Raw genomic sequence first — 15,337 nt, forward strand, 5'->3', positions numbered from 1 at the left:
TCACACGCTGCCTGCGCAAATCACTGACTCGTGACTCACACCACACCCACCCAAAACCCGGACAGGCCCAGCAACGCATTCAGTATCCACAAACAATTCCCCTACCGCCTGATTCGCATCCGGCAGCGAGGCACAAACCTACACACCCCACCCCTCACACGCAAATCGAGAAGCCCTCAGCCGAGCGCCTGTGCGAACGCCTCCTCGAGGACGTCGAATGCCTCGTGGAGGAGCGCATCGGAGATCGTGAGCGGCGGGAGGAACCGAAGCACGTTGCCGAACGACCCCGTGACCAGCACCAGCACGGCATTCTCAGCGGCGTGCCCCGCCACGGCCTTCGCGAGCTCGGGGTACGGCTCGATCGTGTCCCGGTGCACGAGCTCGATCGCCTGCATGGCACCTCGGCCGCGGATGTCGCCCACCTCCGGGAACCGGGTCCGGAGCCGTTCGCACCTCTGCACGAGGATCTCGCCCAGCTCGCGGGCGCGCTCCACCAGACCGTCCTGTTCGTACGCTTCGATCGCGCCCAGCGCCGCCGCGACCGCAGCGGGGTTGCCGCCATAGGTGCCTCCCAGCCCGCCGGGGCCCACCGCATCCATGATCTCGGCCCGGCCGGTCACCGCCGCGAGCGGCAGACCCCCGGCGATCCCCTTGGCGGTGGCGACGAGATCCGGAACCACTCCCTCGTGCTCCGAGGCGAACATGGCACCCGTCCGGCCGAACCCGGCCTGCACCTCGTCCGCGATGAAGACGATGCCGTTCTCGCGGGAGTACTCCGCCAGCGCCGGCAGGAAGCCCTCCGCGGGGACGATAAAGCCGCCCTCGCCCTGGATGGGCTCGATGACGATCGCGGCGACCTGATCCGCGCCGATCTGCCGGTCGATCATCTCCGTCGCGCGCGCCGCGGCGTCCTCGCCGGAGACCTTGGTGCCGGCAGCGGCATCGTCTCGGTAGGGGTAGGACATCGGTGCCCGGTGGACCTCCCCGGCGAAGGGGCCGAAGCCGCGCTTGTACGGGGCCGCCTTGGCCGTCATCGCCATCGTGAGGTTGGTGCGCCCGTGGTACGCGTGGTCGAACACCACCACGGCGCTGCGGCCGGTGCTCACCCGGGCGATCTTCACCGCGTTCTCCACGGCCTCGGCCCCGGAGTTGAGGAGCACGGTGCGCTTCTCATGATCGCCGGGAGTGAGGCGGTTGAGCGCCTCCGCGACCTCCACGTACCCCTCATAGGGGCTCACCATGAAGCAAGTGTGGGTGAACGCGTCGAGCTGCTCCTTCGCCCGTTCCACCACCCGGGGGTTCGAGTTGCCCACCGTCGTCACGGCGATGCCGGAGCCCAGATCGATGAGCTGATTGCCGTCCGCATCCCTGAGGATCCCTCCCCCGGCAGCGACGATGTACGCCGGGAGGCTCGACGCGACACCGGCAGCCACTGCACTGCGGCGGCGCTGCTCGAGCTCCTGCGAACGGGGACCCGGAAGGGCGGTGACGATCCGACGTTCCTGCGGCAGCTCCGGGCCGCCTGTCTCGCGCACAGTCATGGCACGAACCTATCGCGCGGCGTGGCCTCTGTCACGGCCCGCGCGGCTCGAGCTCCCCACCTCAGCGGCGACGTGCGTCCACGTCCGCATTGCGCGGCGGAGCTGTCACCGCGCGTTCCTTCGCGACCGCGACGATGGTCTCCTGGGCCGCGGCGACCAGTTCCGCCTCGGCGGAACCGTTGCGCCCGTCGTCTGCGGCGCCCTCGGCCCCGCCCGCGCCCTCGTCGACCACCACCGTCAGCGCGGCTTCCGGGTCCAGGCTGCGCTTGACCAGGGCCAGCGCGACCGGCCCCAGCTCCCAGTGGAGCGCCGGGGTCGTCACGTGGCCCACCGCCCGCGGCGCACCGCGGACTTCCGCGCGCACCTCCGCACCGGCGCGCGGCAGCACGTGACCGGAGCCGTCCAGATGGAGGAAGACGAGGCGGCGCGGCGGCTGGCCGAGGTTGTGCACGCGCGCCACCGCCTCCTGGCCCCGGTAGCAGCCCTTGGCGAGGTGTACGCCGGTGCGGAGCACATCGAGCTCGCCCACGAGTGCGCGGTGGTCCACCTCCGGTGCGCCCGGCCGCCAGGCCTCCACCCGCAGCGCCTCCCAGGCGTCGCGGCCGGCCACGGCCAGGCCCTCATGCGGCCACTCCCGCAGCACGCTGCGCTCCACGACGGCGATCCGGAAGTCCACTGCGGCACCGGGGTGGGACGCGGCGGCCCGCGGCGCACCCGCGTCGATCTGGGCGTAGGAGGCCGATCCCTCGCCGATCGCCGGCCACGGGTCGTCCCACACCACAGCGGCGTCGAGGTCCTCCGGCGGGGCACCCACGAATCCCACCGCCTGGTAGCCGTCCGTGACGTCCGTGATCTCTACCCGGAGCATGAAGCGCATCCGGTCGAGGAACTCCACCGCCTCGTCCGTCCGCACGTCGGAGAGCGCCCACAGCGCCTCCCCGTCGTCCACGAGCCGCAGCCAGCCCTCGATGTGGCCGGTGGGCGAGAGCACCAGCGTCTCCGTGGACGTCCCGGGCGCCAGCCGGTCGATCTTCTGGGTCGTGAGCGAGTTCAGCCAGGTGAGACGGTCCGGTCCGGTGAGACGGAGGACGCGCAGCGCGGAGAGGTCCGCGAGCGCCTGTCCGCGGGCCAGCTGCCGCTGCTCCCGCAGGGGCTCCGCGAAGTGCGCGACCTCGCCGCCGTGCGCGCCGGTCCCGAAGACGGCTTCCGCATGCGGAAAGCGCAGCGAGTTGGGGAGCGGGGCGGCCGCCGCTGCGGTGCCGCTCTCCTGAGTCTCCGCACCCGCGCTCTCCGTGCCCGTGGTATCCGCACCCGTGTTCACCGCGCTGCCGTGTGCGCCGGCTGCCGTGCCGCCGTCAGTGCTCATCGCTCATCTCCTCATCGTGCGGTACAGATCGCTCAGGTCGTCGCCCAGGCCGCCGGCATCAGGGCCGAGGCTGCTGCCGCCATCCCCGTCATCGTCCGGACCGCCGTCACCGGACGGCCTGCTGGCGAGGCCGGAGCCCAGATCCCCCAGGCCGGAGCCGAGATCGCCCAGCCCCTCCCCGAGGCTCGAGCCCAGGCCGCGCAGCCGGTCGCCCAGCTCCCGGCCCCACCGGCCGAGCTCGTCCGTCAGCTGCCCTCCCAGGTGCAAGGCGTCCAGGGCGGTCTCGTATTCCGATGCCTGTTCGCAGGCACCGCGGACGGCCTCTGTGAAGCGCGTGATCGAGCCGGCGACCTCGTCCATGAGGGGTTCGGTGTCGATCGCCTCGAGGTCGTCCGCAGCGCTGCAGAGTCCGTCGAGGGCATCGGCGCCGTCGCGGATGACGCCGGCAGCGCTGTCCGCGCTCTGTCCCCAGCCTCCCGAGAGGTCGCCGGGGTTGCGCAGCGTCCCGGTGGAGAAGTCCACGAGCATCGCCGCGTCGATGAGGGTGGGGACCACCTCGTCCACGAGGCCGTCAGCGATCCCCAGGGCGCGGGCGCCGGCGTCCGCGTTCTTCCGCACCCCGGGGATGAACTCGAGCACCGGCATGGGGAAGGCCGACATCTCCTCCCGGGCCTCGTCCAGTGCGGTGCGCACGGAGTCGAGGCTGCCCTGGGCCGCCTCCGGATCGGCGATGAGATCGTCGAAGAGGTCCTCCGCGCTGGAGGCGGCCTCGCCCAGCGCCGAGGTCAGCTGATCGATCCGCCCCCGCACGGTGAGGAAGGAGGCGGTGACGAGCAGCGCCACGACCAGGACCACCACGAGCGCGGAGATCCACAGGCCGCGCAGACGGGAACGCCGCGCAGGGGCGGCCTCCGCGGGCGGCCCGGGCACGGGATAGGCGCGGGTGGGCTCACTCACGCCGCACCGCCCGACCACGCGTGCCTCTCGCGGTGCATCCGTGCGCCCATGCTCACTCCAGGACGGAGGGCGTGATCCGGCTCAGCTGGGCGGAGACGTGGGAGGTTGCGGCGGTCTCTCCTGCGGCCATGTCCCAGGCCCAGAGCAGATCGCCGTTCACCAGTCCGTACATGCGGCTGGAGCTGCGGTAGTCCAGGGCCTGCGGAGTGCGCACGCCGCCGTCGGAGACGAGGTCCGCGCGGGGCCCGGCGATGCGGCCCGCGTAGTGCTCCATGAGGCCGTGCGGATAGGCGATGGAGGCCTCGATGTCGAAGTCGCCGCGCTCCGTGCGCAGTGCCTCGACGGCCTCGGCCGAGGCGTAGGGGGACGCCTCCGTGGGCGGCAGCAGACCCGGGCCCGTGTCATGCGCGCCGCGGTCGCGGGCGAGCTGCCAGATGCCCGTCTCCACGCCCAGCACGGGTCCCACGGTCATGCCGGGGGACGGGACGGGCGGTGCGACCTCCGCGTCCGCGGTCCGTTCGTCCCCGGGCTCCTCGTTCGCAGCGTGCGCCGCGCCCGAGGCCGGTTCGAGCAGCCAGGTCTCACACCGGTAGAGGAGGTAGGGCTGTTCGCCCACGCGCTCGAAGACGATGCGCTGGGCGATCTCGCGCTCCTCGACGTCCGGATAGACGACGGCGCCGCGCCCCTCCCAGGTGCCGATCAGCCACGCGAGGGGGACGAGTTCAGGCTGCAGATCGACGGGGATCTCGACCGGCATGGGTCAGCGCTTCACCTTGAAGAGGTTGGTGACGACCTTGGCCGCCACGGCCAGCGCACCGAGGCCGGCGAGCACGACGAGGGTTTCGAAGAAGATGACGAGTCCTGAGTAGTCCATGCGCGTCATCCTAACTCAGGGGGCGGACACGCTCGCGGGAGGCTCCGCGGTGAGACGCGGGCGTCCGCGCCCGCTCAGCCGGCGCCGAGGATCCGGGTGAGGACGTAGACCACCACACCGCCCAGCGCGATGGGTGCGGCGCCCAGCGTGAGCTGCACCGCGAAGTGGCGCGCCTTCTCCGTGCCGCGGGCGCTGGCGAGCTGCGCCGCCTGGTAGCGGGAATCCGCCACGAGGCCCAGCAGCCGGTCCACGGCAGCGGCCAGGAGGCCCATGATGAGGCCCAGCACGCCCGCGGCGACCAGGCCGAGGTCGAAGTCGCCCACGGCCAGGCTCGCTCCGAGCGCGCCGGCCACGCCCACGGCCATCGCGAGCGGCGAGGTGAAGCGCGCGGGCAGCGGCAGCGCGGTCGCGGCGAGTGCGAGGACGACGGCGACGAGGCCGGCGAGCACCGTGCCGTTGTCGCTGGGGAGCCGGTAGGCGGCCACCCAGGCGGCCGCGGAGAGGGAGATCACGAGCCCTGCGACCTGCGCGGAGACGTTGGCGACCGCGTGCGAGGCGCCCATCCCCCGTGCGAGGTTCTGCACGAAGGTCCACAGCAGGCCGATCCCCGCCAGGGTGGGCAGCCACTCGAGATGCGGGGACGCCTCGGAGACCCAGGTGGTCCCGATCGCGGCGAGGCCGAACAGGGCGAGCATGATCGAGGTCGACCGGGGCTGCGGGGAATCGGTGAGCCGGGGCCATCCGTAGGCCACGCCCAGCACCACGAGGCAGGCGGCCGGGGTGAAGACGGAGAATCCGAACAGGGCGGAGCCTCCGAGTCCCAGCGTCAGGCACAGGGCGATCACGACGCGCATCCATCTCAACACGCCTCCATCCTGCCCTATGACGTGCGAGCGCGCTCACGGCCGCACCTCCTGCCCCACCCAGCCGCACGTCCTGCCGCGCCCTCTGCCGCACCCGAGCCGCACCTGCTGCCGCACCCAGCCACACGTCCTGTCATGCCCCGACCGGGGCTCAGACATGGCCCTACCGGGGCGCGGGCCTGGCCCGGGCGAGGACCGTTCGCCCACGCCCGGGCCTCGGCGGCCGATATACTGCCTCGGGTCAGCCCCCGCACGTGCCGGTCAGGACCGAACCCGCTCAAAGGAGCCCGCGATGCGCATTCTGCACGTCACCCCGGGCACCTCTCCCGCTCGCACACCCGTGCTCCCGGCGCTGGCCCATCTCCCCCACGTGCTCGACTACGCCTGCACGCGGCTGGACTCGCTCGCGCGGGCGGACAGCGCCGATGTCGTCGTCCTCGACGCGACCGCCGACCTCTCCGCGGCGGCCGGCTTCGCGCGGCTGCTCGAGCAGACCGGACGGCCGGAGCCGGCGATCGCCGTGCTCACGGACGGCGGCTTCATCGCCGCCAATCCGGACTGGCGCATGGCGGACCTGCTCCTCGCCGGCGCCGGGCCCACGGAGGTCGACGCGCGGCTGCGGCTGGCCGTCGTACGCGGACCGGCACCCGTCCCGGAGGTCTCCTCGCCGCTCATCGAGGCCGGTCCCCTCACCATCGACGAGGACGGCTACGTGGCGTTCGTCCGGGGCCGGCAGCTCGACCTCACGTTCAAGGAGTTCGAGCTCCTGCGGCATCTGGCGGCGAACTCCGGACGCGCCCTCACCCGCGCGGAGCTGCTCCAGGACGTGTGGGGCTACGACTTCTTCGGCGGCACCCGCACCGTCGATGTGCACGTGAGACGGCTGCGGGCCAAACTGGGGGCAGAGCTCGACCAGATCATCCACACGGTGCGCAACGTGGGGTACCGGTTCTCCCCCGAGGTCGCCGAACGCGCCTCGGGCGGGAGCGGGGAGCGCAGAGACGCAGCGGACGGCACGGACCAGGAGGAGACGCATGGAAGCGAACGGCACTGACGGCGGGCCGGCGAGCGCTGCCGGCAGGGACGGTGCGGAGCGTAAGGGCTCCGCAGGGCAGGCCGCCGCAGACCGGAACGTCCCCGGGCACGAGGTGATCGTGCTCGACTCCCTGGCGCCGGCCTCGGCGCTCCTCGCCGAGGCGACCTCCGCCGACGGCCTCGCGCCCCTCTCCGACGGTCTCCTCGAGGCCGCCTCGGACGGTGAGGCGCTCCTCCTGGGCCTGGTGCCGCACGGCTCCGCCGGTGCGCTCTCCACCGGTGCGCTCACCGGCGTCGCCGTCGCCGCGCTCCAGGGGACCCGCTGGGCCGCCGAGGCCGTCGTCGCCCCCGCGCGGCGCGGCACCGGCCTGGGCCGGCAGCTGCTCACGGCACTGGGCGAGAGCCTCCGCGAGCGCGGCGTGGAGGCATGGTTCTGGTCGCACGGCGACCACCCGGCCGCCGCCCGGCTCGCCGCGGACGCCGGGTACACGCGCGCCCGGGAGCTGCTGCAGCTCGCCACGGAGCCGCTGGGCTCGTCCGACCTCCCCGCCCCGCAGGTGCCGGAGGGGGTCACCCTCCGCAGCGTGCGCGACGGGGACGCCGAGGACTGGGCCCGGGTGAACAACGCCGCCTTCAGCTGGCATCCGGAGCAGAGCGATCAGCCCGTCGAGGAGTACGCGGCACGCCTGCGCGACCCGGAGTTCGACCGCGACTCCGTCGTCATCGCGGAGCGGGGCGCCGACCACCGCCTGCTGGGCTTCCACGAGACCAAGATGCATGCGGACCACCCCTCGGGCCTGCGCATGGGCGAGGTCTACGTGATCGGTGTGGATCCGCAGGTGCACGCCCGCGGGGTGGGCCGCGCGCTCCTGCTCGAGGGGATGCGCAGGCTGGTGGGCGCCGGGGCCGAGGCCGTCGAGCTCTACGTGGAGAGCGACAACGCCAGCGCCCTCCCCCTCTACCGCAGCACCGGGTTCACCCGCACGCTCACACACGTCAGCTATGCCCCGCCGCGCGCCGCCGGAGCGTCCCAGCCCTCGGAGGCCTGAAATGCCGTACGACGTCACCGCCTTCGGCGAGGAGCACGAGCTCCCCGCCGCCCATGACAGGTTCCTCGACCGCGAGCTGTCGTGGCTCGCCTTCAACCAGCGGGTGCTGGAGACCGCGGCGGACCCGGAGCTGCCGCTCCTGGAGCGCGCCGCCTTCCTGTCGATCTTCGCCTCGAACCTCGACGAGTTCTTCATGGTGCGGGTCGCCGGCCTCAAGCGCCGCATCTCCACCGGGCTGGCCGTCCCCTCCATCACCGGCGCCCAGCCGCGCGCCGTCATGCGCTCCATCTCCAAGAACGCCCGGCTCCTGGTGCGCCGCCACGCGGAGCTGTTCCGCGACGTGCTCCGCCCGCAGCTGGAGGACGAGGGCATCTACGTCGTGGGGATCGACGACCTCACCCGTGCCGAGCGCGCGCGGGTGGACGAGTTCTTCTTCACGGAGATCTTCCCCGTCCTCACCCCGCTGGCCGTGGACCCGGCCCACCCCTTCCCCTACATCTCCGGGCTCTCCCTCAACCTGGGCGTGCTCCTGCGGCACCCCCGCACCGGACTGGAGCACTTCGCGCGGGTGAAGGTGCCGCCGGTGCTGCCGCGCTTCTTCGACGTGGCCCAGCCGGCCTCGGCGGAGGACTCCCGTCCCATCAGCCCGGACAACCCCGGCCGCTTCGTGGCGGTGGAGCACATCATCGCCGCGCACCTGGGCTCCCTCTTCGAGGGCATGGAGGTGCTCTCCTCCTCCTGCTTCCGCATCACCCGCAACGAGGACCTGGAGGTCGAGGAGGACGACGCGGAGAACCTCCTCAAGGCGCTGGAGAAGGAGCTGCTGCGCCGCCGGTTCGGTCCCGCCGTCCGGCTCGAGGTCACGGAGGACATGGACCCCCGCGCCCGGGAGCTGCTCGTCCGTGAGCTCAGCATCGACGAGTCGGAGATCTACGCGCTGCCGGAGCCGCTGGACCTCCGCGGGCTGGGGGTCCTCGCCTCCATCCCGCGCGAGGACCTGCACTTCCCCCGCGCCGTGCCGGTGATGAACCGGGACCTCGCCGCGGAGGAGACCTCGGACCAGCCCGACGTGTTCAAGGCCGTGCGCGCCAAGGAGATCCTCCTCCACCACCCCTACGAGTCGTTCTCCACGAGCGTGCAGGCCTTCGTCGAGCAGGCCGCCGCAGACCCGCACGTCCTCGCGATCAAGCAGACCCTCTACCGGACGAGCGGCGACTCGCCCATCGTGGACGCCCTCATCGAGGCCGCGCAGGCGGGCAAGCAGGTGCTCGCGGTGGTGGAGATCAAGGCACGCTTCGACGAGGAGAACAACATCACCTGGGCGCGCAAGCTCGAACGCGCCGGCGTCCACGTGGTCTACGGCATCGTGGGCCTGAAGACGCATGCCAAGCTCTGCCTCGTGGTCCGGCACGAGCGCGGCCGGCTGGCCCGCTACGCCCACGTGGGCACCGGCAACTACCACCCCAAGACGGCGCGCCTGTACGAGGACCTGGGGCTGCTCACGGCGGACCCGGTGCTCACCCAGGACGTCGCGAAGCTGTTCAACCAGCTCTCCGGCTACGCCCCGCACACGGACTACTCGCGCCTGCTCGTCGCGCCGGGCCAGGTGCGCGACGGCCTGCTGGAGCGCATCCGCGCCGCCATCCGCAGGGCGGAGTCCGGCGAGCGGGTCCGCATCCGCATCAAGGTGAACTCGATCGTCGACGAGCAGCTCATCGACCGGCTCTACCTCGCCTCGCGGGCAGGCGTGAGGGTCCAGCTGTTCGTGCGCGGGATCTGCGCCATCCGCCCGGGCATCACGGGGCTCAGCGAGAACATCGAGGTCCGCTCCATCCTGGGCCGGTACCTGGAGCACTCCCGTGTCTTCGTGTTCGAACACGGCCCGGAGCTGGAGCACGCGGAGACGCTCATCGGCTCCTCCGACCTCATGCACCGCAACCTGGACCGCCGGGTCGAGGCCCTCGTCCGCCTCGAGCGGCCGGAGCACATCGCGAAGGTGAGCGCCATGTTCGACATGGCCTTCGCGGACACCACCGCGCACTTCGCGCTCGGCGCGGGCGGGCAGTGGACCCGGCACCAGCACGACCGCGAGGGGACGCGTCTGGACGACTACCAGGAGGCGCTCGTGCGCGCCCACCGGCACCGCGGAGGTCTGCCCGCATGAGCCCCACCCCGGTGAGCAACGCCGGTGAGTCCGCCCGTCTGGGCGCCCACGTCCTCGCCGGCGGCGGCGTGCTCTGGCGGGAGGCCGGCGAGGGGATCGAGGTCCTGCTCATCCACCGGCCCCGCTACGGCGACTGGTCCTGGCCCAAGGGCAAGGTGGACCCCGGTGAGACCCTGCCCGAGGCCGCCGTCCGGGAGATCCGCGAGGAGACGGGCCACCACGTGACCCTGGGGCTGCCGCTGCCCAGTGCCCGCTACACGGTGGGCCGGCGGCTCACCAAGCACGTGTCCTACTGGGCGGCCGAGGTCACGGGACCGCCCGCGGACGCGATCGCGAACCCCAGGGAGATCGACGAGGCCCGCTGGGTCACGCCCGAACGCGCCGCCGCGCTGCTCACCCGGTTCCACGACCGGGAGCAGCTGGACAAGGTGGTGCACGCGCACTCCACCGGCAGCCTGCGGGCGTGGCCCCTCATCATCGTCCGCCACGGCAAGGCGTTCCCGCGCGCCAAGTGGCACGAGACGGAGCAGGAGCGCCCGCTGCTCGCCGTCGGCACCCGGCAGGCGCTCGCGCTCACCGGGCTGCTGCGGTGCTGGGATCTGCGCAAGCTCGTCTCCAGCCCCTGGAAGCGCTGCGTGGCCACGCTCAAGCCCGTGTCCGCGGCCTCGGGCAGGTCCATCCGGCTGCGCGGGGCGCTCAGCGAGAAGGCGAACGCCGAGGACCCGGAGAGGACCGCCAAGGTGCTGCGGAAGATCATCCGCAAGGGCACGCCCACCGCACTGTGCACGCACCGCCCGGTGCTGCCCACCGTGCTGCGCGTCCTCCGGGAGTTCGCACCGCAGGGGCTCGCCGACCGCCTGCCGCGGAAGGACCCCTTCATGAATCCGGGCGAGATCCTCGTCGCCTATGTGCGGCCGGGCCCCTCGCCGCGGATCGTCGAGTTCGAGCGGTACCGGCCCATCGACGCCTGAGCGGGCTCCCGTGGCCTGAGTCGGGCAGGAGTCCGTGACCCGAGGCGGGGCCTCGAGCGCATGACGCGCGACGCCCGCCCCGCGGCAGAATACACAGCTGTGACCGATCTGACGCGCCCGCCCGCGCCCATTCACCTTCCATTCACACAGCCACTGCCTCCGATACACCCTTCACTCGTAGCGTGAGCCTCGCGCTCGGAGCCGATTCGCGGCTGCCGAGATGACAGGATCCATAAGTGAAAGGCACTTACGTGAATCTCAAGCGTTTCGGCACATCCGCAGCACTCCTGGCCGCGGGCGCACTGACCCTCTCCGCCTGCGGGGGCGGCCCGGACGCCAGCGCCGGGAGCGGAGGCGAGGCCGGCAGCGAGGGTGGCGTCTCCGGTGCGCTCACGGGCGGCGGGGCCTCCTCGCAGGAGTCCGCGATGAATGCCTGGAGCCAGGCCTTCGCAGAGGCCAACGGCGGGGCCACCGTCAACTACGACCCGGTGGGCTCCGGCTCCGGCCGTGAGGGCTTCATCAACGGCCAGTACTCCTTCGCCGGCTCGGATGCGCCGATGGACGACGAGGAGAAGAGCCAGGCCGAGGCCGTCTGCGGTCCCGAGGGCGTCTTCCACGTCCCCGCCTACGTCTCCCCCGTCGCGGTCGCCTTCAACCTCGAGGGCGTCGACACGGTGAACATGGACGCGGAGACCATCGCCAAGGTCTTCTCCGGCGAGATCACCTCCTGGAACGACGAGGCGATCGCCTCCCAGAACGAGGGCGTCGAGCTCCCCGACACCAAGATCACCGTCGTCCACCGCGCGGACGACTCCGGCACCACGGAGAACTTCACCGCCTACCTCGCGGAGGCTGCCGGGGACGCCTGGAAGTACGACGAGGTCGAGACCTGGCCGTCCGAGATCGCCGCGGAGTCCGCCCAGCAGACCTCCGGCGTCGTCTCGCTCGCGCAGTCCACCGACGGTGCGATCACCTACGCCGACGCCTCCCAGGTGGGCGACCTCGGCACCGTCTCCGTGGGCGTGGGCGACGAGTACGTCCCCTACTCCGCCGAGGCCGCCGCGGCCGCCGTCTCCTCCTCCGAGGCCCACGAGGACGGCTCGGTCGAGCTCGACCGCTCCACGGAGGAGGCCGGCGTCTACCCGATCGTCCTCGTCTCCTACCACATCTACTGCCAGCAGTACCAGGACCAGGAGACGGCGGACCTGGCCAAGGCCTTCGGCGAGTTCGTCATCTCCGAGGAGGGCCAGCAGGCCGCAGCGGACTCGGCGGGCAGCGCCCCGATCGACGACGCGACGCGCGATGCCGCTGCGAAGCACCTCGCCGCCGTCGGAGTGCAGGGCTGACCCTGCTCCGCCGATCCGGGACGCGCAGCGCTGCCGCCGGTTCACACCCCCGAGGTGAGCCGGCGGCGCCGTCGTGTCAGGATCGTCCGCCACACCCGCATCCCGTTCCCCTGGCCCGGGCCGGAGGGAGCGCTGAGCTCCGAAGGGAGTCACAGTGACTGAGAAGGTCACCGCACCGAGCCGGACGACGGCGCCGGCCGAGAAGGGCTCGGGCGCCGCCGCCGGCGACAAGGTGTTCTCCGGCCTCGCCTACACGGCCGGGGCGCTCATCCTCGTGGTGCTCGCGTTCGTCGCGATCTTCCTCGTGACGAAGTCCCTGCCGGCCCTGTGGCCCACGGTCTTCTCCGATCAGGACTCGATCACCAGCGCGGACACATTCGCCGAGTACGTGCTGCCGCTCATGGGCGGCACCGTCATCGCCTCGATCATCGCCCTGCTCATCGCCACGCCGGTGGCCGTGGGGATCGCCCTCTACATCTCGCACTACGCGCCCGCGCGCATCGCGACCCCCGTGGGCTACATCATCGACCTGCTCGCGGCGATCCCCTCCGTGGTCTACGGCGCATGGGGCATGATCGCGCTCGCACCGGCGATGGTGCCGATCTACGACTGGCTGCACGAGAACCTCGGTTTCCTCCCCTTCTTCGCCGGCGACCCCTCGACGACCGGCCGCACGCTGGCGACCTCCGGCGTGGTGCTCGCGGTGATGATCCTGCCGATCATCACCTCGCTGTGCCGCGAGATCTTCGTCCAGACGCCCAAGCTGCACGAGGAGGCGGCACTGGCGCTGGGCGCCACCCAGTGGGAGATGGTGCGCGCCACCGTCTTCCCGTTCGCGCGGGCCGGCATCGTCTCCTCCGTGATGCTGGGCCTGGGCCGCGCGCTGGGCGAGACGATGGCCGTGACCCTCGTCCTCTCGCCGGGCGTGTTCTCCCTGAGCCTCATCACCTCCGGACGCAATGCGACCATCCCCTCGGAGATCGCGCTGAACTTCCCGGAGGCCTTCGGCATGCGCCAGTCCGAGCTCATCGCCGCCGGCCTCATGCTCTTCATCATCACGCTCGCGGTGAACATGATCGCCCGCTGGATCGTGAGCCGCCACAAGGAATTCTCGGGAGCGAACTGATGTCTGCCACTGTCACCACCCGTGCGGAGGGAACCGCACCCGTCCGCTCGCTGACCGCCGGCAACCTGCCGAAGTGGCTCTGGGCCGTCGTGGCGGCCGGAGCACTGGCCGTCTCCGCGGCGCTCACCATCGCCCTGGCCGGAGGCTTCTCCCTCACCGGCTGGCTCATCATCTCAGCGATCCTCTACATCGCGGGAATGTGCGCCGTCACCTGGAAGCTGCAGAACCGCCGCCGTGCGGTGGACGGTCTGTGGCGCAACCTCGTGTGGGCCTCCTTCCTCATCGCGCTCATCCCGCTCGTCTCCGTCCTCTGGACGGTGCTGGCGCAGGGCCTGCCCACGCTGCTGAGCAACCCGGGCGTCCTCATCTACGACATGTCCACGACGAACGGCGCCACGGACATCGCCACCCAGCAGGAGGGCGCCCCGCTCTCCGGCGGTTTCGCCCACGGCCTCATCGGCACCGTGATGATCACCCTGCTCGCGACGGTCATCTCCGTGCCGATCGGCCTCATGGCCTCCGTCTACCTCGTGGAGTACTCGCGCGGCGGCTGGTTCGCCCGCACCATCACGTTCTTCGTGGACGTCATGACAGGCATCCCCTCGATCGTCGCCGGTCTCTTCGCCTTCGCCGCCGTGCAGCTGGTCATCACCACCTTCCTCGGCGACGGGCCCGCACAGCTGCAGATGGTGAAGATGGGCCTGTCCGCATCCATCGCGCTGTCGGTGCTCATGATCCCCGTGGTGGTCCGCTCCACGGAGGAGATGCTCCGCGTGGTCCCCAACGAGCTGCGCGAGGCCTCGTACGCGCTGGGCGTGCGCAAGTGGCGCACCATCGTCAAGGTCGTGCTGCCCACCTCCATCTCCGGCATCGCCTCCGGCGTGACGCTGGCGATCGCCCGCGTCACCGGTGAGACCGCGCCCATCCTCGTGACCGCGGGCTTCATCGCCTCCACCAACTGGAATCCCTTCAGCCAGTGGATGACAGCGCTGCCGGTCTACATCTACCGTCAGCTGGTGAACCCCACCGCGCCGTCCGCGGCGGATCCGTCCCAGATGCGCGCCTGGGCCGCCGCCCTCGTCCTCATCGTCATCGTCATGCTGCTCAACCTCCTAGCGCGCATCATCGCCAAGGCGTTCGCCCCCAAGAAGACCGGCCGCTGACTCCCCTGACACCGCACCCGCCCTGCACATCCGCACCTCCCATCCGGCGGACGCACCGGGGCCAGCACTCGAAGAAGGAACACCTCACATGGCAAAGCGCATCGACGCAGTCGACCTGAACGTCTACTACGGAAAGTTCCTCGCGGTCGAGGACGTGAACATCAAGATCGAGCCGCGCTCGGTCACCGCCTTCATCGGCCCGTCCGGCTGCGGCAAGACGACGTTCCTCCGCACCATCAACCGCATGCACGAGGTGCTCCCGGGCGCCTATGCGGAGGGCGAGATCCTCCTCGACGGGGAGAACATCTACGCCTCCGGTGTGGACCCGGTCAACGTCCGCGCGGAGGTGGGGATGGTGTTCCAGCGCCCCAACCCGTTCCCCACCATGTCGATCCGCGAGAACGTGCTCGCCGGGTACAAGCTCAACGGCACCCGGCTGTCGAAGTCCGATGCGGATTCGATCGTGGAGAAGTCCCTGCGCGGCGCCAACCTCTGGAACGAGGTCAAGGACCGTCTGGACAAGCCCGGCTCCGGCCTCTCCGGCGGTCAGCAGCAGCGTCTGTGCATCGCCCGGACCGTCGCGGTGGAGCCCGGCGTCATCCTCATGGACGAGCCCTGCTCCGCGCTGGACCCCATCTCCACGCTCGCCGTCGAGGACCTCATCAACGAGCTCAAGGAGAACTACACAGTCGTCATCGTCACCCACAACATGCAGCAGGCCGCGCGCGTGGCGGACAAGACCGCGTTCTTCAACATCCAGGGCACCGGCAAGCCCGGCAAGCTGATCGAGTACGACGACACCAACAACATCTTCCAGAACCCGCAGAACGAGCAGACGCAGAACTACGTCTCCGGCCGCTTCGGCTGAGCAGCGCTTCCGGA

At 71.4% G+C, this 15,337-nt stretch carries 13 protein-coding genes; 8 read left to right on the forward strand and 5 right to left on the reverse strand.

Features of this window, described 5'->3' with window-relative positions; all coding sequences use genetic code 11:
* Positions 1 to 176: 176 nt before the first annotated feature.
* From gabT to ABD240_RS13060, 5 genes are all read right to left on the reverse strand, one after another.
* Positions 177 to 1,541, reverse strand: a complete 1,365-nt coding sequence (gabT, locus tag ABD240_RS13040; RefSeq protein ID WP_291794927.1) for a 4-aminobutyrate--2-oxoglutarate transaminase — start codon at positions 1,539 to 1,541, stop codon at positions 177 to 179.
* Between the two features lie 61 nt (positions 1,542 to 1,602).
* Positions 1,603 to 2,907 (reverse strand): CAF17-like 4Fe-4S cluster assembly/insertion protein YgfZ, encoded by a 1,305-nt coding sequence (ygfZ, locus tag ABD240_RS13045; RefSeq protein WP_344337701.1) that lies wholly within the window; start codon positions 2,905 to 2,907, stop codon positions 1,603 to 1,605.
* 3 nt (positions 2,908 to 2,910) lie between these two features.
* Complete coding sequence (locus ABD240_RS13050; RefSeq protein ID WP_344337702.1) at positions 2,911 to 3,864, reverse strand: hypothetical protein; 954 nt, start codon at positions 3,862 to 3,864, stop codon at positions 2,911 to 2,913.
* A 52-nt stretch (positions 3,865 to 3,916) separates the two neighbouring features.
* Entirely contained in the window at positions 3,917 to 4,621 is a 705-nt protein-coding gene (locus tag ABD240_RS13055) for a heme-binding beta-barrel domain-containing protein (RefSeq protein ID WP_291794638.1), read from the reverse strand.
* Positions 4,622 to 4,812: 191 nt separating this feature from the next.
* Positions 4,813 to 5,604: an ammonia permease gene (locus ABD240_RS13060; protein WP_291794639.1), complete on the reverse strand. Its 792-nt coding sequence runs from the start codon at positions 5,602 to 5,604 to the stop codon at positions 4,813 to 4,815.
* A gap of 289 nt (positions 5,605 to 5,893) precedes the next feature.
* Here ABD240_RS13060 and ABD240_RS13065 point away from each other — a divergent pair, with 289 nt between their 5' ends.
* The 8 genes from ABD240_RS13065 (at position 5,894) to pstB (ending at position 15,323) form a co-directional block, all read left to right on the forward strand.
* Complete coding sequence (locus ABD240_RS13065) at positions 5,894 to 6,655, forward strand: winged helix-turn-helix transcriptional regulator (RefSeq protein ID WP_291794640.1); 762 nt, start codon at positions 5,894 to 5,896, stop codon at positions 6,653 to 6,655.
* The gene (gene mshD, locus ABD240_RS13070) at positions 6,636 to 7,685 is read left to right on the forward strand and encodes a mycothiol synthase (RefSeq protein ID WP_344337704.1); all 1,050 of its coding nucleotides are present in this window, start codon (positions 6,636 to 6,638) and stop codon (positions 7,683 to 7,685) included. Before ABD240_RS13065 ends, mshD begins: the two co-directional genes overlap by 20 nt.
* A gap of 1 nt (position 7,686) precedes the next feature.
* Entirely contained in the window at positions 7,687 to 9,849 is a 2,163-nt protein-coding gene (locus ABD240_RS13075) for an RNA degradosome polyphosphate kinase (RefSeq protein ID WP_344337706.1), read from the forward strand.
* Complete coding sequence (locus tag ABD240_RS13080) at positions 9,846 to 10,820, forward strand: NUDIX hydrolase (RefSeq protein WP_291798402.1); 975 nt, start codon at positions 9,846 to 9,848, stop codon at positions 10,818 to 10,820. The genes ABD240_RS13075 and ABD240_RS13080 overlap by 4 nt, the downstream gene beginning before the upstream one ends.
* A 251-nt stretch (positions 10,821 to 11,071) precedes the next feature.
* A complete protein-coding gene (gene pstS / locus ABD240_RS13085) occupies positions 11,072 to 12,166 on the forward strand; it encodes a phosphate ABC transporter substrate-binding protein PstS (RefSeq protein WP_291798404.1) in 1,095 nt (364 codons plus the stop codon).
* A 154-nt stretch (positions 12,167 to 12,320) separates the two neighbouring features.
* Complete coding sequence (gene pstC, locus ABD240_RS13090; RefSeq protein ID WP_291798407.1) at positions 12,321 to 13,292, forward strand: phosphate ABC transporter permease subunit PstC; 972 nt, start codon at positions 12,321 to 12,323, stop codon at positions 13,290 to 13,292.
* On the forward strand, positions 13,292 to 14,455 hold the full coding sequence (pstA, locus tag ABD240_RS13095) for a phosphate ABC transporter permease PstA (protein WP_344337708.1): 1,164 nt from the start codon (positions 13,292 to 13,294) through the stop codon (positions 14,453 to 14,455). Before pstC ends, pstA begins: the two co-directional genes overlap by 1 nt.
* An 88-nt stretch (positions 14,456 to 14,543) precedes the next feature.
* Positions 14,544 to 15,323: a phosphate ABC transporter ATP-binding protein PstB gene (gene pstB, locus ABD240_RS13100; RefSeq protein ID WP_344337709.1), complete on the forward strand. Its 780-nt coding sequence runs from the start codon at positions 14,544 to 14,546 to the stop codon at positions 15,321 to 15,323.
* The last annotated feature ends 14 nt before the right edge of the window (positions 15,324 to 15,337 follow it).

The organism is Brevibacterium salitolerans (assembly GCF_039531405.1).
Lineage (GTDB): Bacteria > Actinomycetota > Actinomycetes > Actinomycetales > Brevibacteriaceae > Brevibacterium > Brevibacterium salitolerans.